Annotated in this window: 17 protein-coding genes; 10 read left to right on the plus strand and 7 right to left on the minus strand. The window is 62.3% G+C overall.

Annotated features, from left to right (window positions below; all coding sequences use genetic code 11):
• The first annotated feature begins 532 nt into the window (after window positions 1–532).
• From ITJ64_RS11640 to drmB, 5 genes are all read left to right on the plus strand, one after another.
• Complete coding sequence (locus tag ITJ64_RS11640) at window positions 533–1,192, plus strand: hypothetical protein (RefSeq protein ID WP_194680973.1); 660 nt, start codon at window positions 533–535, stop codon at window positions 1,190–1,192.
• A complete protein-coding gene (locus tag ITJ64_RS11645; RefSeq protein WP_194680974.1) occupies window positions 1,189–2,700 on the plus strand; it encodes a hypothetical protein in 1,512 nt (503 codons plus the stop codon). Before ITJ64_RS11640 ends, ITJ64_RS11645 begins: the two co-directional genes overlap by 4 nt.
• Complete coding sequence (locus ITJ64_RS11650; RefSeq protein WP_228508777.1) at window positions 2,700–4,409, plus strand: nuclease-related domain-containing DEAD/DEAH box helicase; 1,710 nt, start codon at window positions 2,700–2,702, stop codon at window positions 4,407–4,409. The genes ITJ64_RS11645 and ITJ64_RS11650 overlap by 1 nt, the downstream gene beginning before the upstream one ends.
• Before the next feature lie 175 nt (window positions 4,410–4,584).
• Window positions 4,585–7,875, plus strand: a complete 3,291-nt coding sequence (locus tag ITJ64_RS11655) for a helicase-related protein (RefSeq protein ID WP_370545164.1) — start codon at window positions 4,585–4,587, stop codon at window positions 7,873–7,875.
• A gap of 53 nt (window positions 7,876–7,928) precedes the next feature.
• Window positions 7,929–9,782: a DrmB family protein gene (gene drmB, locus ITJ64_RS11660; RefSeq protein ID WP_370545265.1), complete on the plus strand. Its 1,854-nt coding sequence runs from the start codon at window positions 7,929–7,931 to the stop codon at window positions 9,780–9,782.
• Here drmB and ITJ64_RS18925 read toward each other — a convergent pair.
• Window positions 9,775–10,476 carry a hypothetical protein gene (locus ITJ64_RS18925; protein WP_370545165.1) on the minus strand — a complete coding sequence of 234 codons (702 nt, stop codon included), beginning with the start codon at window positions 10,474–10,476 and terminating at the stop codon, window positions 9,775–9,777. The two genes, drmB and ITJ64_RS18925, sit on opposite strands and share 8 nt — an antisense overlap.
• A gap of 245 nt (window positions 10,477–10,721) precedes the next feature.
• Here ITJ64_RS18925 and ITJ64_RS19370 point away from each other — a divergent pair, with 245 nt between their 5' ends.
• Window positions 10,722–11,432, plus strand: coding sequence for an HNH endonuclease (locus tag ITJ64_RS19370; RefSeq protein WP_370545166.1), 711 nt, complete (start codon window positions 10,722–10,724; stop codon window positions 11,430–11,432).
• A 125-nt stretch (window positions 11,433–11,557) separates the two neighbouring features.
• Here the strand turns inward: ITJ64_RS19370 and ITJ64_RS11675 are convergent, their stop codons facing one another.
• Entirely contained in the window at window positions 11,558–12,268 is a 711-nt protein-coding gene (locus ITJ64_RS11675; protein ID WP_228508637.1) for a hypothetical protein, read from the minus strand.
• Between the two features lie 154 nt (window positions 12,269–12,422).
• Here ITJ64_RS11675 and ITJ64_RS11680 point away from each other — a divergent pair, with 154 nt between their 5' ends.
• From ITJ64_RS11680 to ITJ64_RS19150, 3 genes are all read left to right on the plus strand, one after another.
• On the plus strand, window positions 12,423–13,094 hold the full coding sequence (locus tag ITJ64_RS11680; RefSeq protein ID WP_228508785.1) for an endonuclease/exonuclease/phosphatase family protein: 672 nt from the start codon (window positions 12,423–12,425) through the stop codon (window positions 13,092–13,094).
• 58 nt (window positions 13,095–13,152) lie between these two features.
• On the plus strand, window positions 13,153–14,325 hold the full coding sequence (locus ITJ64_RS11685; protein ID WP_194680977.1) for an ATP/GTP-binding protein: 1,173 nt from the start codon (window positions 13,153–13,155) through the stop codon (window positions 14,323–14,325).
• Between the two features lie 212 nt (window positions 14,326–14,537).
• A complete protein-coding gene (locus ITJ64_RS19150) occupies window positions 14,538–14,666 on the plus strand; it encodes a hypothetical protein (RefSeq protein WP_255524929.1) in 129 nt (42 codons plus the stop codon).
• A 328-nt stretch (window positions 14,667–14,994) separates the two neighbouring features.
• Here the strand turns inward: ITJ64_RS19150 and ITJ64_RS11695 are convergent, their stop codons facing one another.
• The 4 genes from ITJ64_RS11695 to ITJ64_RS11710 all read right to left on the minus strand — a co-directional run bounded on the left by ITJ64_RS11695 (window position 14,995) and on the right by ITJ64_RS11710 (window position 17,268).
• Window positions 14,995–15,414: a hypothetical protein gene (locus ITJ64_RS11695; protein ID WP_194680979.1), complete on the minus strand. Its 420-nt coding sequence runs from the start codon at window positions 15,412–15,414 to the stop codon at window positions 14,995–14,997.
• A 350-nt stretch (window positions 15,415–15,764) separates the two neighbouring features.
• On the minus strand, window positions 15,765–16,022 hold the full coding sequence (locus ITJ64_RS11700; protein WP_194680980.1) for a hypothetical protein: 258 nt from the start codon (window positions 16,020–16,022) through the stop codon (window positions 15,765–15,767).
• A gap of 11 nt (window positions 16,023–16,033) precedes the next feature.
• Window positions 16,034–16,741 carry a hypothetical protein gene (locus ITJ64_RS11705; RefSeq protein ID WP_194680981.1) on the minus strand — a complete coding sequence of 236 codons (708 nt, stop codon included), beginning with the start codon at window positions 16,739–16,741 and terminating at the stop codon, window positions 16,034–16,036.
• Complete coding sequence (locus ITJ64_RS11710; protein ID WP_194680982.1) at window positions 16,732–17,268, minus strand: hypothetical protein; 537 nt, start codon at window positions 17,266–17,268, stop codon at window positions 16,732–16,734. Before ITJ64_RS11710 ends, ITJ64_RS11705 begins: the two co-directional genes overlap by 10 nt.
• A 139-nt stretch (window positions 17,269–17,407) precedes the next feature.
• On the opposite strand from ITJ64_RS11710, the gene ITJ64_RS11715 reads away from it, so the two are divergent.
• A complete protein-coding gene (locus tag ITJ64_RS11715) occupies window positions 17,408–17,746 on the plus strand; it encodes a hypothetical protein (RefSeq protein WP_194680983.1) in 339 nt (112 codons plus the stop codon).
• 51 nt (window positions 17,747–17,797) lie between these two features.
• Here ITJ64_RS11715 and ITJ64_RS11720 read toward each other — a convergent pair whose 3' ends face one another.
• Window positions 17,798–23,890 (minus strand): DUF4011 domain-containing protein, encoded by a 6,093-nt coding sequence (locus tag ITJ64_RS11720; RefSeq protein WP_194680984.1) that lies wholly within the window; start codon window positions 23,888–23,890, stop codon window positions 17,798–17,800.
• Between the last annotated feature and the right edge of the window lie 30 nt (window positions 23,891–23,920).

The following is a 23,920-nucleotide window of genomic DNA, read 5'->3' on the forward strand; positions in this document are numbered from 1 at the left end:
ATTTTCGCTACCTCGGGAGCTCCCTAGGGCGGCTTCGAAATTGCAACCAAGTGCGGTGCGAGGCGAGGCTCAAACATGATTCGCAAAACGACACCCGTTGTGGAGCTAGTAATGAGGCGATAACCATCTGTATCGTCATCCTTGCGGGAGCGTGATCGGGCTCGAAGGAAGAGATGGTCATGCTGCGGGTAGATCAACCGCATCGGAACAGGGGAAAGTCATCGCCGACTCAAGGGCAGAAGTTTTAGGGCAACCAGTAGAGCGCCTTCAAGGCACAGCGAGGCTGTCTCTGTCCCGCGATTCAAGTGGCCCGTATCTGTCCGCAAACTGGATTGGCGAGCTACTCGGACTAGGAGCGCGCGCTGCTAGATACACCGAGCTAGAGCCGGCTGAGCAGCTTGTGATTGCGCTCTCGTTGCCTGTGCGCGACTTCGCCGCTGTCCTCATCGGAAGTGGTTGGAACTTAACCTTTCCCAACTCGCCACTTGCCGAGCCCCTCAGCGTCTTCCGATCGATGACGCCTGGTACCAAGGTGAGGATCGTCACGGATGACTTTGTTCTAGTCGACCGATTTTTATTACTCGATGAGTCAAGAAGTTCACCCAGAGTCAAACTCAGCGGGAAGGAATGGATAGTTAGCAAGATCCGGTCAGTTGCTGCGCTCGAGGTCGGCGATGAACCGACTGAACGAAAGCAGGTCGTCCCCGCACCAGGTGCGCTTAGCAAGATGGCCCATCTCGATTCCCACTGGAGTGATCGTCTCTGCCATCCCAGTCGGAACCTAGCGATTGTGGGCGTTCAGAAGTGGCTGCGGGAAGAGGCAGACGTCCATGTTGCCCGCGAGGACGCGACAGCCGGCAACGAGGCTCTGACAAATCTGTTACAACCGGCACACACCCTTGCCGCAACCTGGTCCACTGAGTTGTTTTCCTCAGCCGGATTCGCAGAACAGCTCCCACTTCGAGACGAACTTCGCTGCGTGATCCTGGATGGCGCGGCCGCGATCCGCTACCTGTGGGAGATCGAGGCTCCGATCATTTTCGCACTCGTTGATCGCAGCATCGCTGACGAGTCTGCGGCGGATCTAATCATGCAGATTCGTGGGCGGGGACAACCAATGACGCTCGCCAGCGACCTCGAATGGATCCCTCCCGCCGGAGTAGAGGCATTCGCATTCAAGGTGCGCATGTGAAGGAAATCAGCGCAGTAATTTCACGATATCAGACCACCAGTGACGTAATTGGTGGCGCTGTAGAGATATTCGCTGTCGGAGATCCCGCTTCGGCGCGCCTCAACATTGCGGTTCAGGGAGTGCATCAAGCCATTCGCGACGACGGGGCGGGACTCTGGGACGATGTGCTTGGAGCATCCCGCCTCCTTCGATGGCGGCTGGTAACTCAGCCACTCCCGGTGGAGATCAACTTGGCGCTTCGAGATGGCGTTGAATCCCTATTGGCGGAGGTTCGCAAGATCCGCAACGCGGTCGGGCGGGACGGCGGAAGGCTTCTAGATGCGATTGAGATCGCCGCTGTATCGACACTTGAAGAAGACCCCGCAGCTGGCGAAATACTTCAGACTTCGGTGGACGAAGTTGGAGCCAATGATTGCGTGATCGTCGTCGCCGGTGCTGCGGCGGCTGCTGCATTCTCACGCTGGATTGGCCCCTCAGGGGTCGCGATTGAGACGGCTAGCGGGTTCACATCGTCAATCGCCACCCGTGAGCAGGCGTACGTTGTGGGTCCGCCACGATACTTTGTGCCTTCCGTTGTTACGTCGCCCTCGTCGAGGGCAGTCTGTTACATCACGCCGGCATGGTTCAAAGATCGGTCCATCCCGGTCTCTGCGGTTTCCGCTCATGCAGAAAATCCCATTCAGGTTCGAGTCCGAACTTTCGAGATCGGAAACGTGTTGCTTAGATCAGAAGCGTTGAACGCGGAGTTCGACGAACTGGAACCTCAACCCAACTGGGGCGATCCTGAACCCGGCCGGGTGCCAGCGATGTCGGAGGTATTAGCCCGGCGCGTTGTCCTAAGTGGATCATTTGAAGTCTTCCTTGACGATGGCGATCGGATTCGGTCACTCTCCCCACAGCAGCCTGTAGGTGAACGCGTTGCGTATACCGATGTAAATGCCGTTAGACCGGGCTCATACCTTCTGCTCCGTGAAGGTAAGACCGAACGGCAAGCGATGTATGACGAGGCAATCTCGCTCTTGGGCGCTGATGGGGCGGCCGCGGAGGAGTCACAGAGAAACTGGAAAGCTGCCCTTCAGAGCCGCATGGATCGAATCGGAGTCGCTGAGGCGAGCGCTGAGCTGAGCAAGTTGGGTGTGACACGGTCGAGCCGGTGCGGAGTTTGGGTGGAGCAGACAGTTGTGCGTCCACAAAGCGATCACGATTTCGCAGTGTTGTTGGACTGGCTTGGCTCGCCCGTCGAATCGACGATCGCGATCGCGTCGACTATTCGCAAGCTCAGATCACAAGTGAGCGTCAATGTCCGACTCAATCTGGAAAAGGCAGCGGCCGATGCCGACCTCGGTGAGCTAGAGAGCAACGGGCACTTGAGTCTTGTCAATCGTCAATTGGGTTTTCGGGGGATCATAGCCACTCGTGTGCTACATGTTTCCCCGCGTCGAGAAGTGATTCCTCGAAGTGATGCCAGGGTATTGCGCACGAGTGGGGGCGTGAAGTGGCTCGAATGATGCCAGGGTATTGCCCATCCGAAGCTCCGCCCGGGGAGCGATCGATCTTCGAAGCGCTGAGTTCAAGTACAGAAACAGACGGCTGGGTCGTATTGCACTCCCTCGCAATCGCCTCGCACGTTCGTCAGGTCGAGGGTGAAGCGGACTTTGTCATCGTGGTTCCTGGAAAGGGAGTCGTCGTGATAGAAGTCAAATCACACCTGTCGGTTGAACGGCTTTTTGATGGCAGGTGGAAGCTCGGGAGCCAAGCCCCCACCGGTCGCGGGCCGTTCCAGCAATCCCGAGAGGCGATGCACAGTATCCGCAACTTCCTGGTGAGGTCGAAGGTCGACTTGAGGTCGACGCCGGTTCTGAGTGCGGTGTGGTTCACGCACGTGCGAGCGAGACAGATGCTCCCGCGCGATCCGGAGTGGAACAGTTGGCAGCTACTTGATTCAGAAGATCTCCGAAAGGGCGCGGCGGATGCTGTCGAACGCGTACTCGCGGGGGGCTTAGACCACTTGCGAGGACGTCTCTCGACATTCAAGACGGATGACGTCGGGCCGAACGAAACCGAATCCGCGCAAATCACCAAATTGCTCAGACCTCGATTCGAAATGGCCCAAGTCCAAAGTGATGTCCGTCGTGCACGGAAGGTTCAATTGGCCACGCTAATTGATGAGCAATTCGACGCGCTTGACTCAATGGAGGAAAACAGGGCAGTACTGTTCACGGGGCCGGCCGGCTCTGGGAAAACTCTCCTCGCCACGGAGGCAGCAAGAAGAGAGTCTGCGAAAGGTGGTCTTGGACTACTTGTATGTTTCAATAGGCTTTTGGCTCAGCACTTGGAATCCGAGGCTGGAGCAATTCCTGCGCTGAGAGTGACCAGCTTTCACCGCGAACTTCTGCGAATCGCGGATCTCGACGCTCCGCTGAATCCTGCGGCCAGCTTTTGGAGTGAGGAGCTCCCAGAACTGGCGATTGAGAAGCTGCTGAAGGACGACACGCGGCCGCAATACGAATATTTGATTCTCGACGAGAGCCAGGATCTAGCCCGGCCCGAATATCTGGATGTTCTCGACTTATTGGTACGGGGAGGGCTTAAGGAAGGGCGATGCCTTTTCTTCGGAGATTTCATCAGTCAGTCGCTCTTCGATGCTGAGGACGGCAGACCAGAATTACGGCGACGTGTTCCCGGGCTGGTCGGATTTGCACTAGGCGCGAACTGCCGGAACACCCCTCGAATCGGAACCATAGTCAACACGTTCAGCAGACTGGAGCCGGGATATCGGCGCTTTCGTAGGCCGGATGATGGCATTAATCCCCAGTTCCACACCTACGGTCGGGGCGAAGATCAAGTAGACCAACTCGTACTCGCGATTTCTGAACTTCGTGATGACGGATTCGAGCTCGATGAAATCGTGATTCTTAGTCCGGTCAGAGCATCATCTGCGCTAAAGGCATCGAAGGATGCTCGTTTATCCAGCGTTCTGACATCAATCGACACGGCGGCGACTCCAAACCGAGGGCACCTGCGGTACGGAACAATCCAGTCCTTTAAAGGACTAGAGGCTCCTGCCGTGGTCCTTACTGACCTAGAGACAACCGGGGCTTCATATTTCGACGCGCTCCTTTACGTCGGATTAACAAGAGCCACAGATCGGCTGGTCGCCTTGATCGAGAAGAATACGCTGAGATTGGCAATGAGGAGACATGATGTCCGGAATTAGAGCTCGAGCCACTATGGAATCGAGACTACGACGTGAGCTGTTCGGGCCTGATTGCGAGGAGGCGCCCCGTGGCCAACCGCTGGACTGTTCTAGGGGTTCAGTCCATTTTGATTCCCGAGAAGCAAGCTGGGGGCTTTGGCACGACGAAACCACCGGTCAGGAAATTCTGGCTGACGTGGATCCACTCAAGCGGTATGGCGTAGGAGTGCTGTTCAGCGGGTCATCGATGCAGGGTGCCACCTTGGTGCAGGACGCGCGGGCTTCGGGGGAAGATAACGCCGACCTGACCTGGGTCACGGGACTTGCCACCGCGACCGAGAAACCGGTAGGCCCGATAGTCGAGGTGCGCGGAAAAGCTAGCCACAACGATTCAGATAGTGACGACTTTGACCTGTCTGATGCCAACACGTTTAAGCCGTCGGCCATGGCTATTTCGTTCAAGTGCCGCATTCCCGCCTCAGGGCGTCTGAGAATCACTGTCACCGGGGCTTACTACGACAAGATTTCGACACACATTGAAGGAGTTTCGAGAACGCTAAATTGGTGGGTGCGCCGACCATTCACTGTTGCCGGGGTTGCGGACGCTGAATCTCTGATCGAGGAAACCAACCGGCTAGTTGAATTGCCAATGGCATCTCCGGACTCGGATGACTTGCTGCGAATTCAACCATCCGTAAACGTATACAGCAGGCCCGTTCCAGGGGAGGACGACCTCGCCCTCCGGCTCGTTACCGTGGCAGTAGTCAACAGAGCACCCGGAAAGGGAGCCCAATCGGCTCTGTTTCAAATGGGCTTCGAGGTGCGGGGAGAGGGTGAAGCGACTATTGAGCCGTATCCCGAAGGAGAGCATTCAAGCCACGATGACGAGGAGCAATCAATCGACCTTCTGTATCGGAAAATGCGTACTTTCGCGATAGGCCACGGTTGCGCCGCTGACTGGAAGGCGGTCTCGCTAGATAGGGCGTCGTGGGTTCGGGGCGATCCGATGCCTGTTCACGAAGTAACAAGTCTTACGCCAAACGTCTACGCAACGAGAGCAGACGGAACACGCTTCGCCGTAACCGTAAGCATGGACGAGCTGGCAAACGATACCGCTCAGGCCAGAGATCAGATTGACCTGGTGCTCTCCCTTTACGAAAAGTGGATAAACGAACAAGACGAACAGATACCAACTTTGGCCGAGGGGCTCAAGTCGGCGGCTCGCCGTCATATAAGAGCCTGCCGTGTTGCACTTGCGCGGATGGACATTGGCCGACAACTCATCCGAACAAATCCAGTCGCGGCTCGCGCCTTCCAACTTGCGAATGAAGCGATGTTGTATCAGCAACTGCGGTCACGACTTGGCGTGCGAGCAATCGAGTTTCGAAAAAACGGGACCTACGAGGTCAATGGAGTGCAGCCACTGGTTGAACCGATCACCGGCAAGGGGCAGTGGCGTCCTTTTCAGATTGCCTTCATTCTTGCGAGCCTCCCGGAGTTAGTCGATCCTTCCTTGCCCGAGCGGGACCTTGTCGACCTCATCTTCTTTCCCACGGGGGGCGGGAAGACCGAAGCTTATCTGGGGGCGTCAGCTATAAGTCTTATTGCTCGTCGCCTTAGGAATCCGAATGATGTCGGCACTGACACGTTGATGCGATACACCCTTCGACTGTTGACGGCCCAGCAGTTCCTTCGGGCGGCCTCCCTTATTTGCGTGTTAGAAGATATTCGATTGCGCAACCCTGCGGAGCTTGGCGAGGGCAAGTTCGGGATCGGGATCTGGCTGGGTGGCGGGTCAACTCCAAACAATTGGTCTCAGGCCGTAGAAGCACTAGGTCAACTCAGGACGAATCAGCTTGCTCTCAACAAATTCCTCTTGCTGCGGTGTCCGTGGTGCGGAACTCAGATGGGTACCAAGCCGAAGGCGGGAGGGGGACAGAATGTGTGCGGCTACGAACAAGTCGGCAAGAAGGTCTTGTTCATCTGTCCCGATTCACGGTGCAGATTCGGCACGAGAAGAAATCCTCTTCCCATCCATGTGGTCGACGAAGATATCTACGCCTCACGACCCTCTATCGTGATCGGGACAGTTGACAAGTTTGCAATGATGGCGTGGAGGCCCGAGGCTCGTTTCATATTCGGTTTGGGCCCTGATGGGAGCCGAGAGGTTTCACCGCCAGGCTTGATAATCCAGGACGAGCTTCATCTGATATCCGGACCTCTGGGGTCCATGGTGGGACTTTATGAAGCGATTGTCGATGAGCTCTGCACCGACCGGCGAGCCGAAATTCCTGTCGTGCCAAAAATCGTTGCTTCGACAGCGACGATCAGGAGATACAAGGAGCAAATCCTCGGTATTTTCGGGAGGGACCGAGTTAGCCTCTTCCCCCCACATGGCCTAGAACAAGGCCGATCCTTCTTCGCGGAGCCGGCAACCCTTGATGATGGCTCGCCGGAGCCGGGTCGCCGTTATTTAGGTGTCCACAGCGCGTCCCTAGGCTCCATGCAGACTGTTCAGGTGCGTGTTACAGCGGCCTTGCTGCAGGGCGGGTCTGCAGTTCCTGAGGCAGATAGAGATGGCTATTGGACCAATCTGATGTTCCTCAATAGCCTCCGCGAGCTCGGGAACACGGTCTCCCTCCTCGAGGCGGACGTACCCGACTACTTAACTGGCCTTCGTCGACGAGAGCAGCTGGACTCTCCCCGGTGGCCCCGAACGAACATGGAGTTAACAAGTCGGCGACGAAGCGATGAGATCCCCAAGGCTATTGAGCAACTGCAAATTGCTTATGGCGAGCCTGACTGCGTTGATATTTGCTTGGCCTCCAACATCATCGAAGTGGGTATAGACATCGACCGGTTGGCTCTCATGACGATTGTCGGCCAGCCAAAGACCACTGCCCAATATATTCAGGTCAGTGGACGAGTGGGACGCAAGCCGGAAGTCAGCCCTGGGCTAGTTGTGACCATCTACGGAGCGGCCAAGCCCAGAGATCGAAGTCACTTCGAACGTTTCCGCACCTACCACCAGAGCCTCTACGCTCAGGTTGAACCAACGTCAGTGACGGCCTTCGCTACTCCTGTGCTTCGCCGCGCGATGCATGCAGCAGTGATCTCCCACATGCGGCTAACGTCTCCCAACACTGGGCCTTATCCATTCCCGAGAGCCGAATTTGACGAGGCCATGAAGCTTCTCGAGACTCGCGCCTCACTCGTTGACTCCGCTGAACTTGGCGCTCTAGCGAAGATTCGGGCGGCTAAAGCCGCCGAATGGGACAGATGGGAGCGCACAGAGTGGTCCGCCAACGCCTTTGATGGAGACCCCAAGCAAGGCCTGATGCGCTTCGCAGGGACCTTGCCAGACTTGGATAGCAAGGCAACTATCTGGGACGTTCCGACAAGCATGAGAAATGTGGATGCCGAGTGCAGACTGAAAATTTCCATGGCGTATAGCCGTGAAGATGCAGGAGAGGAGTCGGTGGAGTGAGCACCGGTAACATGCGTCGCGCGCAACTAGTTGCGCCATTTGGTGTCGGCGCGATGAGCGTCTTAGTGGATGGCACGTCAGTGATCACGGCTGGTTTAGATCACTGGTACGACGTTCCGGCCCAGAGCTCGCTTCTGTTGGACGAGTATGTCGAGCACGACTGGAGACTTCAGGCGCGTCTCAGAGTCAAAGAGTTTCGCCTCCCTCCGGATAGTCGCTCTGGGGGAAGCGGAGGCGACAACCGGAATGTGAACCTAACAGTTCCGGTACTTCGGTTTCCGCGATGGAGCTTCTGCATGTACTGCAAGAGACTCAAGTTGAGCACGCTGACAATGCGAGAGCCTGAGCGCTGTGTCGACCCAAAGCACGCCGACTCAAAAACGAAGCCACGAATGTCCCAGGTCCCTTTCGTCGCAATATGTGTTCGCGGTCATCTGGAGGACTTTCCCTTTGACAAGTGGGTGCATAGATCTCACCAGCCCAAGTGTGGCGGCGTGCTTCGACTTGAGTCGCGGGGCGGCGGCGGACTGGAGGGTCAAGTTGTTGTATGCGACTCAACCACGGGCTGCGGTATGTCGCGACCTCTCCGAGGAATCACGTCCGCAAATATGGATGGCGACGACGAGCACACCTACCTGTCAGACAATCTAGTTTCGAAGGACGATCCGTATCTCTGCGAGGGGGCAAGGCCATGGCTGGCCGAATCGACGGGTCTATGCGGTGAACCAATCAGGGGAGCCCTCCGAGCTGCTGGAAATGTCTACTTCCCGAAAGTGGAATCTTCGATTTACTTGCCCAAGCGCATTGGGGCTGTCACGTCGGAGATGCACGATCTGATGCGCCGGGGTGATGTCTCGCCAGTATTAGGGCTCATGCCGCTGATTTACCCCGACGGGCCTCAAGCCAACGAATTACGCCAGCACCTGCCAGTCGAGCTGTTTGCGCCAATATCAGATGCTGATCTGCTTGCTGCCTATATCGATTTGACCGGGATACCCAGTGACCAGAAAACCAGTAATGAGGCCAACACAGCTGGCGGCGAATTGCTCACATCAGATGACGAATGGCGTTTCCCAGAATGGCAACTTTTGCGGGAGACACCTCAGGACGATTACCTAACTGCATCCGACCCGGGCCTAGCTAAAGGTTTGGAGAGCGACTTCAGCAGAGTCAGAAGTGTCGAAGTGCTTCGAGAAACCCGGGCCCTAAGAGGTTTCACGCGTGTCCGAGATGAGACTCTGAAGCTCAGCGTCGGCAAGGCGTTGCTGAGGAGGAAGGTTCTCCCGCCCGAACACGATTGGCTTCCTGCCTATGTCGTGAAGGGTGAAGGCATTTATCTCGAGCTCGACGGGGAGCGACTGTCAGAATGGGAGTCCCGGGGTGACGTGCAACAACGTGCGCAGACGTTGACCGACCATTTCGGTCAAGTAGCTTCGCATCGCGGACTCGGCAGTCGGGTACTCAGCCCCCGGTTCGTAATGATCCATACGTTTGCTCATCTCCTGATCAACGAGCTTGTGTTCGCCTGCGGTTATAGTTCCGCGTCCCTTCGAGAGCGTCTATACGTGTCAGACACTGAAGGTAAAGAAATGGCGGGGGTGTTGATCTACACCGCCGCCGGCGATTCGGAAGGAACTATGGGCGGCCTTGTGCGAATGGCTCGCCCACTTGAGCTTGAGAGAACAGTCAATCAGGCGGTTGACGACGCTAGGTGGTGCTCTACAGACCCAGTTTGCATGGACGCCGGCGAGAAAGGTCAGGGCCCCGACTCCTGCAACCTAGCGGCATGTCACGGATGCACCCTGCTGCCCGAGACGAGTTGCGAGGAGTACAACCGTTTTCTTGATAGGGGTTTGGTTATAGGTACATTCTCAAACCCAGCTTTAGGATTCTTTTCGACTACTTGATACATGTTCGACTTTCGCTCTGGAGATCGGTAGCTTCCGAGTCGGTTAGCGCTTGCCCGAGGGTGAGGAGACGCAAGCCGTCAGGAGCCGCGGCGATCGCGAGTTCGAGGCGGTCCGCCACCGCCTCGTGGGCGTGCAGCCACCCCGGCAGCCAGACGCGCTCGACCGCCGGCCAGTGCATGAGGTTCTTCAGTACCTCGGTGGGCAGGCCGTCGCGGTCGGCGACCGTGCGGCGCGACTTCCAAGAGTCGCCGTCGAGGAGGACCGCCAGCACGGGGCGGTCGGGGACGTCTGCCGGTGCGTCGCTGAGGTCGACGCGGAAGTCGGAGAGGCCGACATCCGTTTTCACCGCGAGGCCGCGCATCCGGAGTTCTGCAGCGATGTCGTCTCGGTGGCGATCGACGATCGCGGTGCGCCGGGGGTCGGCTTCGAGGGCTTCAGTGCCGCTGGCCGCCATCTCGAGGTAGGACTTCAGGTGCTTCACTCCGACCGAGCTCGTCTGCTCGGCGCGGAGCTCCGCCGGGTCGAAGCTTGCGAAGAGCAGCACCTGACGGCGCGCTCGCGTGACCGCCACGTTGAGGCGGCGCTCGCCGCCGGCGCTCTGCAGGGGGCCGAAATTGAGCGGGAGGAAGCCCTTCTCGTTCACACTCAATGCGATCGAGAACAGGATCGCGTCGCGCTCGTCTCCCTGCACGTTCTCGAGGTTGTTCCACGAAGAGGCCCTCGCTGTCGGTGTCGAGGGCGTTCAGGATGCGCTCGTCACCGGTGTCGCGCAGCGGGTTCTCGATGAAGTCGCGCTGCTGGGCGTTGAACGTCACCACACCCAGCGACGGGCCTAAGCGTTCCTTGCGCGGCTGAAGCCTTTGCCTAGCGAGGAGTTGCCCTGCCATGGCGGCCTGTGGTCGACTGGGCAGCGTAGACGAGCGCCGGGGGGCGGCTGTGGAATCGAAACTTGCGATCAACTGGGTATGGGATGAATTGGTCGTCTTGACGGATGTACTTGAGCGCCGCGGTTGGCGCGAGATCAGAAGTACCTCCGAAGATGCGCTTGAGCTGTCGGGGTTGCTTGGCCGTGGACTTCTCCATCCGACCGTTGCCCTGCCCGACAACTTCCGCTCGGTGAATTCCATTCAACTGAAGTCGGCGAATATTCGCACCACCAGGCCCTCCTACCTTGGCCGTAAGACCAACAACAACGTCCTGGATAAGAGAGTTGGTGATGCGTTTGACCGCGATCTGATTCGAATGCGCAGTGAGGCCGCGGTCATCCGCGTTTTTCTCGAAGCGGGTGACTACGTAGAACAGGACCCGCTCGATGTGGACCGCGCTGCGGATGAGGGCAAGGTGTTGCGAACATTGAGTGTACGCCGCGAACGAGATCCCAAACTGCGCCAGCGCAAGATCGACGCGGCTCCTGGAGGTGTCATATCGTGCGAGGTGTGCGGTTTTAGTTTCTCAGCGCGTTACGGGAACAGGGGTAAGGGGTACATCGAAGTTCACCACACGGTGCCACTTCATGTCTCCGGGCCGCGGCGCAACAGCCTCGATGACCTAGCTCTGCTTTGCGCGAACTGTCACCGCATGATCCACCGAGGTGGCTGGATCACGGTTGATGAACTAAGGGTGCTCGTGACCAAGGCTCTGAGTTAGCTGCGCCTGTTCGATTCGAGACTCTCACAGAGGCTGTCGCGTCGAGTCGGTGCTAGACGGATTCGGGATCGCTGGAGATTACGGGGCGGCGCAGGTACAGGGAACGGTTGCGTCAGTTGCCGCGTTCATCTTGCCCAAGAAGCGATTCGCGAATTTCGCCCACGCAGGAACTTGAACATCAATTCACGGTACGTCAGATATTCGTCGAGGGACTGCGGGATCGCTGGTGTTGTGAAGTCGTCGAAGGGAGCCCAGAACCGGACGGCCGAGTGGCCATCAGCGACAGCATCCTGCAAGAGGAAGAAGTCGACGTAGCCGCGGAAGCTCTCGAAGAGCGCGAAGAACTCCGCGTACCTGTTCAGCGTGACGTCGAGTGGACTCGGCTGGCCCAGGTAGTGGCGGCGGATGCACTCCAGCGTCAGGTCGAATCGGTCGGAGATTCGCGGGTGCGTGCCGCGTGCCTGGTTGATCGTCTGCTTGCCGTCGACGCGATCGCCGGGAAAGACGATCATGCCGCCGATCGTGTACGCCTCGCTCATGGAGGCCTCGCGCTCTGCCGCGGATATCTGCGCGACGATGCTCGTGGCTCGGGGGTGGGAGTTGAAGGTGCGCAGGATCGAGTCGCTGGCAAGCAGGAACTCACCCAGTGCCGACTGATGGTAGAGATAGCGACCGGGTTTGCTCGCATCGAGGTCGAATCTCGAGCCTGATGGCAGCGGCTTGCTCCAGAGCGCCTGGTGATACCGGCGAAGGGTTGGACTGTGCTTGTCAGGATCCCTGCCACGCGCGTCTACTCGCATGTCGAGCGTCACGTCGATGACTGGGCGCTCCATCATGGACGCAATTCTACGGGTGCGGTGTGCGCCACATCCCGTCTTGCGGATATTCAGGAGACGACGGATCACTGTGTCGGCCGCTATCGTCTACGCAACGGCTGTGGGGGAGTGGTTAGTGAGTTCAAGCGGGAATCGGATTGTCACTCTCAACGTGATGCACGGCGGTGGCGCGCGCGTTTCCGCGTTGATCCGGGCGTTGGAGGCGATTGAAGCTAACGTCCTCGTGCTCTCCGAGTTCCGCACAGGACGATCGGGTGATTCACTGGCTGCGGGACTCGAGCGCCTTGGGTATAGCTGTGCGGCGCCGGATTCGCGACCGCGCGAGAACAGCGTATTGGTTGCGTCTCGAGACACGATCGAGACGTCGTCCACCCTGCACGAGAGCGCCACCGACGGCAGACACCTCCGCACCGTGCGAACCGCCGGCCTGACGATCTGCGGAGTGTACATGCCGCTGGGCGCCGCCAAGTTGCCCTACTGGGAGCTGGTGATTGACGCGGCGCAAGCATCCGCGGCGGACCTCTTCGTCGGTGACTTCAACACGGGAACCCAGGACCTGGACCGCGATCCGCGCGGCGCGCCATTCGTTGGCGCCGATCGGATGCAGCTCATGACGGACACGGGTTTCGTTGATCTATGGCGATCTGCTCACCCGGAAACGCGGGAGTACACATGGTTCAGCCGCGGCGCGAAGAACGGGTTTCGGCTCGATCAGGCGTTCGCCTCGCGCGCATTCACCGCGCGCGTCTCGGCCTGCTTCTACGACCAGAACCCGCGCACGTCGGGCATCACTGATCACGCCGCACTCGTCGTCGAGTTTGACTAGCGTTTGCGCTGTTCTGACTGCGCTCGCGCGCATTCCAGGACTCTCGTAGATTGCACGTATGGCTAAACGAGTTCTTGAACAGCACATTGCGGTCTTCGGGGAGAGCGGTAGTGGCAAGAGCGTTCTGATCTCGTCCTTCTACGGACTGATGCGAGAGAAGCGCACGCTGGACAGGACTCGCCTCGACGTGGTGGCAGACGATGCCGGACAGGGAGGCCGACTGTACAGCAATTACTTGGGAATGAAGCAAGAGAACCGGGCACCCGAAGCCAACCGCTTCTCCGCGATACCGTATTCGTTCACTGCGCGCCTCGAACATCGAGGCGAACGGAAGACAGCGGTCGACTACGACGGCATCAGGCTGATTTGGCATGACTACCCCGGGGAGTGGTTCCATGAGTCCCCGAGCGGACCCGAAGAGGAACGGCGTCGAGCAGACACCTTTCGGTCACTTCTCGCTTCCGACGTCGCGATGGTTCTCATCGACGCTGAGGAACTCGTGCGGAACGCGGGGCATGAAGAGCGCTATCTGAAGTTGCTGTTCACGAACGTCCGAAATGGTCTGTTGCCGATCGTCGATGATCTGCTCGAAGACAGTAAGCCGCTCGCACGATTCCCCAGGATCTGGATGTTCGCGCTTTCCAAATGCGATGTGCTGCCCGATCTGAAAGTCCAGGAATTTCAGGACCTCGTCGTCCTCAAAACGGCCCACGAGGTCGACCAGCTTCGACAGATGCTCGGCAGAATCGTCCTCGACAAAGATGCATTTGCGGTCGGCGAGGACTTCGTCCTACTGTCATCCGCGAAGTTCTCGCCGGGAGCGATCGAGGTGTCGCAGCGGGTAGGGGTCGACCTGATAATGCCAATTGCGAGCGTGTTTCCGCTTAGGCGCTTCATGCGGTGGGCTGAGGCCCGAAACTTCCGAGGGAAGGTCGTGGAGGTTTTGTTCGGTCGTGCAAGCGCGGCTGCAGGAGTCGTTGCAGTGCTGGTTGGTTTGGTCAGCCGAGCCGCCAGGCTTCCCGGTCCTGTGGGAGCGATTGCAGTGCTCATCTCGTCGGTTCTGTCCAAAGAGGCAATCGAGAAGATCGTCAAGCTGGCGGGCGGAAAACTTCGCGAGGCTAACGAGGACGCCTTGGAGAAGGGCGACTACCTCCGAGCAGCTCTCACTCAGTTCGGTATCGACCTCGAAGACGCAGAAGCGCAGAACATCTTGTTGCGGAGCAGGCGATGAGGTTGCTCTGGGCTACGAGAGGTCGCACGTGGGGTTTTCGATTCCTGCGTCGTGGCGGCCTTGTCGATCCGCTACCTGAATTCTCATCGGCATTCGCCAACTTAGACGGAGCCCGACAGACTTGGAATCACGTCGCGACCACGACCGCGCTGCGCTTCCAGGATCCGAACGGTCGGACGGATCGAGCCGGACGAATCATTCCGCATGAGTTCGTGATCTTCGACGGCGCGGGCAAAGAGATCAACTCGGTTGAGGCGGGTATCGAGCTGGTTTGGCCCCTGTTCGAAGATGAGTATGCCCGTGACTACGAGTTGCCCGAGCCCGTCGTGCGCGAAAGGTGACAACGGCCAGTAACAGTCGACCTTCTAGGCTGGCGATTGCTTGGCGAAAGGCAGTGTCTTGCTTATCCAGCCGTGGTCCCAGTAGCGACGCTGCTGCGGGTTATTGGAATCGACATACCAACCGGTCTCGCGTCTAGTGATAGCGGCGGGCATTGTCGTGTTGTGCGGTCGTGCAACTGGGTGCGGGGGAGCGACGGGATCTACTATCGGCACCGGTTCAGTGATGGGCTCTGAAAGGCGCAGGCGCGACGCGAACACCGCAGCTGCCGCAGTACCGCGCGACCGGGTCGAGCCGATTCCCAAGGTTCCGGCGGTGAGTTCCACTGCGTCAGCGACCGAGGCCGTAGGTGTAGGTGCCATCGCTCCAGTTGACCGTGGCGTTGAAGGTGTATCCGCTGAAGCTGCCCCCGCCTTTGTCCTCGTTGGCGGCAAGGCAATCGAAGGTCGTAGTCAGCGCGGTGAGATCATCGATCGATCCACCCCCGAGGGGATTGCAGAACGCCTGTAGCATGGGGCCGTCGAGGACCTCTTCGGCGACTAGCTCGTTCGCGCGCTTCAGGATGGCAGCTTCGACTTCTTCCGTGACCGAGACGCGGTATGTGCGTTCAGCCTCGTCTTCGGCTTCCTGCTTCTTCGCGGCAGCGGCGGCCGCTGCCGCCTCAGACTTCGCTTGCTTTTCGTCTTCTTGGCGCTCGGCCTCTGCTGCTGCAGCGACAGCCTCTCGTGCTTGATTTTCGGAGATCAGCACTGCGGCAGTGATGCCTCCCCCTCCCAGTATCACAACGGCCAGGAGCGCGGATATGGCAATGACCTTGGTTCGCTTGCTGAGGCGGGATCGAGACTTTTGGTCGAACGCTGCCCCACAGTTCGGACAGAAAGCGCCAGCAGTCTGGGTCTGCACGCTGCACGACCGGCAGACTTTGACAGGAGCGCTTGCGGGCGCGGAAGTGACCTTCTCCTCTGCCGGTGGTTCGCCGGGTTGCTCGCCAAATGAATCTGTCATGGTTCCCCCTAGCGCACGCTCCTATGCGCGACTCCACATTAGTGGCATAGAACAACCTGGGGTGCCGTCAGATGGGTGGGACGGGCCCGCGACTTTCAGTTGCCGTTCTCGTCGCCTTGGGCGGTCGATTCCACTATCCGGGCCAAGAGTGAGACGCCGATCAGGACCAACCCGAGGGTCATGCATATCTCTCGGACGATGATCGCGATGGAGCCGGCGATTGCGTTAGGGACATCGGCCGATTGCAAGATCACCGTCAACCATCCGTTGGTGACCAAGGCCAGGGCGGCTCCGATCGCTGCGAGAACGATGCCCGTGATGAGGATCTGGCGGGTTGTGAGGCGTGGGGGCATGAGTGGTCCGTTCAGTTGGGGTCGGCTGTCGATGAGTCGCGGCAGAATGACTTCACATCTGGGCCCAGGCGCGAGAACTCGGATTCGAAGGCCGGATCTTCCGGAGCCAGCCCTCGGAGGTCGGCTGAATCGTGCTTCTGGATCAACGACTCGACTTCGGCCGTGACGCCTGGGAGCACCTTTTCGAAGGCGGATCTGTCGGAGTCGAACGTCGATGCATCCGTCAAATACGTGTAGGCAGTGCTGCTCACGAACTGAGCGCACTCGTCGAGCGGGTTCGGCCGGTAGCCCTTGGGTAGAACCGGGATGGACTGCGTCGGTGGCACTGCGACCTCGGCTTGGGTGGCGACATCTTCGACGTGCTGGCGGGGCCCGATCGCGAACCAGTTGCTGTTCTGGACGAGCCATTGGCTGTCGGTGTCGATGGCCCAGTCTTGCAGCGCCACCAGGCTGGCAGTTGGTGAGTCGAAGACGCGGATCTGAGTGATCGACCCATCGCTGTCGACGCAGATCGTTCCTCTCATCGAGGCCAGGTGGTAAACGTCGTCGTAGAGCGGCAGGGCACGGACGCACGTGAGTGCGACTCCGAGTTTCTCGAGTTCCGCGGCCAGGTCGTGCGTCGTGGGGGTCGCCGTGCTGGTGCACGATGAGCTGACGAGCACCGCGAGCGAGATTGCTCCCGCCGCCGTGGCCCGCCCGCCGGCGGACATCAATGCCAAGCGATCATCCCGCCCGTGAGGAGGCCTGTCGCGTAGGCCTTGAGCTTCTGGTAGCCGAATACGTTGCCCCAGGAGACGTTTTTCGCGCCGCTCTTGCCGCAGCCGACACCAGAGTAGACGGGCGAGGTCGCCGAGTTGTATCCGAGACCCGAGACGCAGGCTTGCGACCGCGAGAACGGTGCGACCGACCAGGTGTAGTCGGCCATTGCTCCTGGTGAGCCGATGTAGGCGCAGGTCGCCTGGGATACGGGGCCGTAACTGCCGAGGGGCGGGAAGGACGCTGTGCTGCCGCAGCGGTCGGTCCCCAGGATGTGGTCGTCCCCGCCGGTGATGGTGCCATCACTGTTAATGACGGGATCGCTCGGGTCGATCGGCTCAACCTGCACCGGGGGTGTGGCGTCGCCTTCGGCCAAGGTGCTGGCGGACGCCGCTACGGGGCCGATCGCCACGGCCGCGCAGGTGACGGCAATGGCTGTTGCGACGCAGAAGCGGACCCGCCTGGTGCGGGCATTGGGGAATGTGATCATCGTTGACCCTTCGACTTGATAGCGCCGCATTGGCTATCCGTGCCCCGAATGGTGATCACAGTAGGGTAGTGATGAATATTCAGCAAGCTGAGGTTGCCGATGCGTCCAGCGGTCGGTTGGAGAGACGGTGATGAGGCCTGTGCCTGAGCTGATTGTGGTCCAGAGACGGGCGGTGCTACCGGGCGGCGCGGCCTTCGTGCTGTCGTTCGTCGAAGTGTGGCCGGAGCAGACGGTGGTGCGACTCGTTGGACTCGATGGCAGTGCAGGACGCGAGCTTCGAGAGCTGAGGATGACGCTGACTGACGACACCGGCGCGGAGTATGCCTGGCGGGCGACCTCGTCGGGCGGCATGGTCCTGCCGGATGAGGTGAGCGTGGGGTTTCACGGCCCACTGGCCGAGGCCGCCGACTGGATCGTCGTCAGTGATCCGGGTGGGACTATGGATGAGCGCATAGCGCTCGACCGCCGGCCGATCTGAACGAACTGATTCATTCAGCTCGTACGCCGGTGGCGCTTCGCCGCCATCCGCTCAGGACGCTGACTGGATGATGCCCGCTTCGGCGCGACGGAGGCGGCCGTTCTCGACGCCCCAGTCGAGGGCCGCGTCGAGGCGGGCGCTGATGGCCTCGGTCATTCGGCGGCCGCCGAAGACCGCGAAGGCCTCGCGCTTGAGGTCGGGCTCGGCCAGGCCTGCTGAGGCTTCCGCGACGATCGACATGGCGTTTGCGATCTCGATCAGGGAGACGTGGTCGAGGGAGCGGCCGTCGCCTTGGTGGGAGGAGCGGGCGCCGCGCCAGGTCGTCGGGTCGATGTCGGTCGGCCAGGCGAAGGGCTCGGTCGAGTGAGTCGTCATCTCGGCGGGGACGTGGCGGAGGATGGCTGTGGCGCGGGATTGCGCAACCTTGTTCAGTTCGAACGCGGCCGCAACGAGCTTCGCGAGGCGCACGAGGTGCACCGAGCCCTCGGTCGTCACGATCTCGCGGATCACAGCTTCGACGGCTCGGGCCGCGTCCTGGCGGGGGAGCGCGTCGAGGACCGCGATCGAGCCGACCCGGCGCGGCACCCAGGGCGTGTAGGGGGAGAGGCGGTCGTCAGAGGTCGACGCCGGCGCCGCTGTTCCGACCGAGCGCAGGAACAACCCGGGCTCGGCAGCGGTGGTCGGAAGCGGAAGCGGGGGCGCGGGGAGGTCCGGCTCGGCATCGTCGATGTCGAAGTCGTCCTCGAGCGCCTGCTCGACCATCGAGTCCACGCGGGCCAGCTGCGCGCCGTCGTCGGCCGCCGCCAGCGCATCCGCGACCGCCAGCTCAAGCCGGTCGAGCACCGCCTCGCGGGCGTGCAGCCACTCCGGGAGCCAGACGCGTTCGACCGCCGGCCAGTGCATCAGGTTCTTCAGCACCTCCGTGGGGAGGCCGTCGCGGTCGGCGACCGTGCGGCGGGCCCTCCAGGAGTCGCCGTCGAGGAGGACCGCGAGGAGGGGGCGGTCAGGGGTGGCGGCCGGGGCGACGCTGAGGTCGACACGGAAGTCGGAGAGGCCGACGTCGGTCTTCACGGCCAGGCCGCGCATCCGCAATTCTGAAGCGATGTCGTCTCGGTGGCGGTCGAAGATCACCGTGCGGCGGGGGTCGGCCTCGAGGGCGTCGGAGCCGCGGGAGGCCATCTCGAGGTAGGACTTCAGGTGCTTCACGCCCACCGAGCTGGTCTGCTCGGCACGCAGTTCTGACGGGTCGAAGCTGGCGAAGAGGAGCACCTGGCGGCGGGCCCGGGTGACCGCCACGTTGAGGCGGCGCTCGCCGCCGGCGCGCTGTAGGGGGCCGAAGTTCAACGGCAGGAAGCCCTTGTCGTTCACGCTGAAGGCGATCGAGAAGAGGATGGCGTCGCGCTCGTCGCCCTGCACGTTCTCGAGGTTCTTCACGAACAGGCCCTCGCTGTCGTGGTCGAGGGCCTTCAGGATGCGCTCGTCGCCGGTGTCGCGCAGCAGGTTCTCGATGAAGTCGCGCTGCTGGGCGTTGAACGTGACCACGCCGAGCGACGGGGCCTCGAACTCGGCCAGGGGCACGTCGGCCTGGGCGCGGGTGGCGGCGTCGAAGCGGCGGCGGATCTCGGTCACGATCGCCTCGGCCTCGATGCGGTTGGTGCGCAGCTCCTTGCCCTTGCCGGCGCGGTTGAAGACGCCGTTCACGCGCACCATGGAGACGCCGTAGCCGTCGAGTGCGTCGCGCTCGGTCGAGCGGAGGGGCGCTGGGAACGACGAGAGGCGGCTCTCGTAGTAGTGGTGGTTGCTGAAGGTGATGAGCGACTCGTCCTGGCTGCGGTAGTGCCACGACAGCCACTTGCTCGGCACCTGCGACTGCACGCACTCCGAGAGGATCGACTCCTCGTCGACCACGGCGACCGCCTCGGCCGAGAGCTCGAGCTCGTCGTCGGCGTCGATGGCCGTCTCGCCGAAGCTGGTCGGCGGCATCTGCTTGCTGTCGCCCACCACCACGACGGAATCGGCGCGGCCCATGGCGCCCACCGCATCCGCCACCCGGATCTGCGAGGCCTCGTCGAACACCACGATGTCGAACAGGCCCGGCTTCGCGGGGAAGAAGCGGGCGACCGACTCGGGCGACATCAGGGTGATCGGCAGGATCTGGGTGATCAGCTCGCCGAAGGTGTCGAGCAAGGTGCGCACGCTCATCCCACCCCGCTGACGCTCGAGCTGGCGGCGCAGCAGGCCGACCTGGCCGGCCGGTGCGCTCGAATCGAAACGCCTGAGCGCCAGCACGTGGGCCGGGATGGCGTTCGGCAGCTCGGCGCGGATGGCCAGCGCACTCGTGGTGAAGCGTTCGATCGAGCGGTTGTGGGCGGTGGGGTCGAAGTCGGCCAGGCCGGTGCTCTGCTCACGCTCGTCGACGGATGCCGCCGCGAGACCCTTCTCGAACGACAGGCGGGCGTCATCGGCTGAGAGGTCGCCGGTTTCCAAGGCCTGCACCGCCTCGGTCAGGCCGCGGCTGCGGAGGGGTTCGAGGGCGCGGGAGAAGGCGAGCCAGCGGTCGAGGGCGACCGGGGTGGGGGAGTCGACGGCGCGGCCGGGGCGGGTGGCGGCCCAGGCATCGAAGAAGCCGCGGTGGGCGGGGGTGGCTGTCGATTCGCTCGTCTGTCGTGCATCCGCCCAGTCGGGGAGGCCGTTCGCCGTCGTGTGCGCTGCCGCGATGAGGTCGCCCCAGGCGGTGCTCATGGCCGACAGGGCTGCTGAGCGGTTCGCGTCAGGTGCGGTCGTCTCGTAGAGGCGGCGGCTCTCGGTGGTGAAGGCGTCGGGCTGGTCGCCCGGGCGCACGCCGATGGTCGAGCCGACCCAGCGCAGCCAGGCGATTTGGTTGAGGGCCGCGTCGGCGTCGCTCGGGCGGAGCGGGTTCCAGTCGGTGGCGAGGTGCATGCCGGGCAGCTGCTGCACGGTCGCTCGAAGCGCGTTCGCGTGCTCGGCCGACGCCGCGATCTGGCCGGTGAGGGCCGAGAACTGCTTGAGGTCAACCGCATCGGGCGCCTTCAGCACCGTTGCGAGGCGTGCCGCGACCGCGCGGCGGCGCTTCTTGCGGCCGAAGAATCCCGACTGGTCGGCGGCCAGCGCCTCGGCGTGGATGGCTGTTGCGTCGAGCGCGATCGCCTCGGGCTGCGCCTGCTGCAGCCACGACGGTGACGTCTGCGCCAGGGTGCCGAGCTGGTCGAGGATCGACTGGGCGTGCTGGTTCCAAGGGCTCGTCGTGTCGCGGGCGGCGTCGATCACGGCGAGCGGCTCGCGCTGGTAGCCGTCGATGCGGGACCAGTCGGCGAGCTGCTCGGGGGTCTGCGCCAGGTCGGTGAGTTCGGGGGCGTTACCCGCATCGCGGGCGGCTGCAATCGCTTGATCGAGCGCCTTCGCCGCGGCGTGCGCGGCGGTCGCGTCGATCGGTGCCTCCGGCCGGTCGACCACGAAGCCCCACGGGTTCACCCGCTGCGGCCGCACGTAGTCGGCCGTCTCGGGCAGGTCGCGCAGCGCGGTACGGATCGCGTCGAAGTCCTCGGGTGAGCCGCCCGCGACGAGCGACGCCGGCACCGGCAGCGCGGGCACGAAGGCGTCGGCCGCCAGCTCGCTCGTGCGCGCCGAATAGAGGGAGAGCCCGGCCGGGTTACTCTCGTGCAGCCGGTCGGCGTAGCGGGAGAGCGTGCGGCGGTTCGAGTTCGCGATCTCGAGGTTCGTCGTGAGGGCGGCGCCGTCGGTCGTCACCCGATGCTCGAGCGCCGACTTGATCTGCGCCCGCACCGCTGTGGGCCGCGCGCCCTTGTCGTGTAGGTCGAGCGAGAACGGGCCGAGGCCGATCTCCTCGAGGCGGCGCTGAACCACGCTGAGGGCCGCCCGCTTCTCGGCCACGAACAGCACGCGCTTGCCGTCGGTGAGAGCCTTCGCGAGCAGGTTCGTGATGGTCTGGGACTTGCCCGTGCCGGGAGGGCCCTCGAGCACGAAGGTTCGGCCCTGCGCGGCCTCGGCGACGGCCTCGAGCTGCGAGGAGTCGGCCGGCACCGGACACTGTGCGCTCAAGGCGTCGAGGTCGACGGTGCCCTCGGCCGCGGGCGGCACCGGGTCGGCGAAGGCCGCGGTCGGCGTCTCGATCAGGTGCTTCACGAGCGGGTTGGCGGCGAGCGACTCCCAGTTCTCGTCGAGGTCCTTCCAGAGCCGGAACTTCGCGAACTGGAGGATGCCCAGATTCACGGTGTCGTCGACCCGGAAGGGCAGTCCAGCATCCAGAACCGCCTGCCGCGTTTCGGTGAACGCGGCCTGCAGGTCGATGCCCGCGCCATCCTGAACCGGCTCGGCCAGCCCCGGGATGCTCAGGTCGAACGCCTGGCCCAGCTTCTCGAGCAGGCAGTAGTTGGGGGTGGACGCGCCCGACTCGTCGAGCGTGAGCCGGTAGAGCGAGCCGCGGTTGGCCGTCGTGAGCGTGACCGGCACGAGGATGAGCGGCGACCGCAGCTCGCGGTCGTTGAACGTCCAGTGCAGCATGCCGAAGGCGAGGTAGAGGTTGTTGGCGCCGGTCTCCTCGACGATCGTCTTCGCCTTGTAGGCGAGGTAGCGCAGCTTCGTGGCGTACGACTCGTCGGTGATGTCGACGTACGCCTCCTTGCGGTCGGCGAGCAGCTGAGCGCGCGTCTCGTCGGGCAGCTCGCGCCCGTACTGGATCTTGCGCTCGCGATCGACGGCGCTGACCGTGTTCGAGGGTCGCAGCGACAGCTGCAGCCCCGAACTGATCTGGTCCTCCAGCTGCGCGAGGGATCCGCTCGGCACCGCGAGCGAGTAGCCGGCGCGGTCGGTGAAGTTGATCAGCCGGTTGCGCAGGCTCAGGTCGAGCAGCGAGTTCTTCCACTGCGCCACGCGGGGTGGGGCGGATGCTCGCCCCGCCCCCTCACCGCCCGTCGCCGTCGTCGCGCGGCCGTCGCGCGTCGCCACCCGCGGGGCCACCCGGTACTCGGTGACGACCACGCTGCCGTCGGCGTCGACCGACCGGGACGGCAGCGGGAAGATGCTCGCCGACCGCGCCGCGCCCACGTCGACGGCGCCGATGAAGGTGCTCGGAGCGCCCTCGATGCGGGCTCTCGCGGCGCTCTTCGCGGCCTCGACGTCGCCGGCTCGCTGATCGGTGACCGCCGTCGTCTCGATCAGCACGATCTGGCCGAGCGCCACGCGGTTGATCAGGTCGGCGGGCTCGAAGTCGACCACCGAGCCCAGCTCGCTGTTGTGGCGCCAGTAGCCGAGCAGGGCGTGGCCGTCGAAGATCCACAGCGTCGAGTTGATGCCCGCCTGCTCGAGGGCGGCGGCCAGCACCACCGTCGTGTCGAGGCAGGTGCCGACCCGGCCCTCGAGCACCTCGGCGGGGGTGCGCACCTTCTGGCCGGTGGCCGCCCAGCTGGCGGGCGGTTCGGCGTAGCGGATGCCTCGTTGGCGCATGGCTTCGAAGATCGCCGCGACCGTCGCATCCACCCGGCTGGGATCGTCGAGCTGGTAGCCCGTCATGCTGCGGTCGCCCGTGGCCTGCTCGAGCAGCTCGCCGGCCTCGTGCAGGAGCGGCTGGATCGCGGCGGCGTTCGGCTGCACGTAGGCGGGGAGCAGCTCCATGCCGAGCTGCACCGGGGTGGTGCGCCACTGGGAGGCGGCGAGGACGTCGACGTCTGCCGCTGCTTGCGCGATGAGGGTGCCGTCGGCGTCGCTCAGGCGGGCGGTGATGCGGCCGGGGCGCTGCTCGTCGACGGCGAGCATCCTCGCGGGGTCGAGGTGGAGGGTTCGCTCATCGAGGGTGATGGTGGCGTGCTCGGCGAGGTCGATCAGGGTGGTGCTCGGGGCGCCGAGGGAGCCGAAGGCGTCGGTGGCCTCGATCTCGAGTTTCGCGCCGCGGCGGGCGGGGCCGTCGTTCGTGATGGTGACGGCTTCGAGCGCGGAGAGGCGCGCGTTGGCGAGGGCGTAGCTGACGACGCCGGCGGTCGTGAGCTCGAGCCTGGCCGTGGCCGTGGCCGGGGCTGTCGCTGTCGCTGTCGCTGTCGCCGCCGTCGTCGTCTCGCGCTCGCTGGCGCCTTCGGGCGCACGGCTGACTTCAGGGTTGTTGCTGTCCATCGAGCTGCTCCCGGCGCTTCACGGCGATCG

Origin of the sequence: Herbiconiux sp. VKM Ac-1786 (assembly GCF_015350805.1) — a bacterium.
Classification (GTDB): domain Bacteria; phylum Actinomycetota; class Actinomycetes; order Actinomycetales; family Microbacteriaceae; genus Herbiconiux.

What these genes read in the sequence shown, in the direction of transcription:
- ITJ64_RS11650 (WP_228508777.1), top strand. Translation starts at nt 2,700, where the DNA reads ATGCCAGGGTATTGCCCATCCGAAGCTCCGCCCGGGGAGCGATCGATC.
- drmB (WP_370545265.1), top strand. Translation starts at nt 7,929, where the DNA reads ATGAGCGTCTTAGTGGATGGCACGTCAGTGATCACGGCTGGTTTAGAT.
- ITJ64_RS11675 (WP_228508637.1), bottom strand. Translation starts at nt 12,268, where the DNA reads ATGATGGAGCGCCCAGTCATCGACGTGACGCTCGACATGCGAGTAGAC.
- ITJ64_RS11680 (WP_228508785.1), top strand. Translation starts at nt 12,423, where the DNA reads ATGCACGGCGGTGGCGCGCGCGTTTCCGCGTTGATCCGGGCGTTGGAG.
- ITJ64_RS11685 (WP_194680977.1), top strand. Translation starts at nt 13,153, where the DNA reads ATGGCTAAACGAGTTCTTGAACAGCACATTGCGGTCTTCGGGGAGAGC.
- ITJ64_RS11700 (WP_194680980.1), bottom strand. Translation starts at nt 16,022, where the DNA reads ATGCCCCCACGCCTCACAACCCGCCAGATCCTCATCACGGGCATCGTT.
- ITJ64_RS11710 (WP_194680982.1), bottom strand. Translation starts at nt 17,268, where the DNA reads ATGATCACATTCCCCAATGCCCGCACCAGGCGGGTCCGCTTCTGCGTC.
- ITJ64_RS11720 (WP_194680984.1), bottom strand. Translation starts at nt 23,890, where the DNA reads ATGGACAGCAACAACCCTGAAGTCAGCCGTGCGCCCGAAGGCGCCAGC.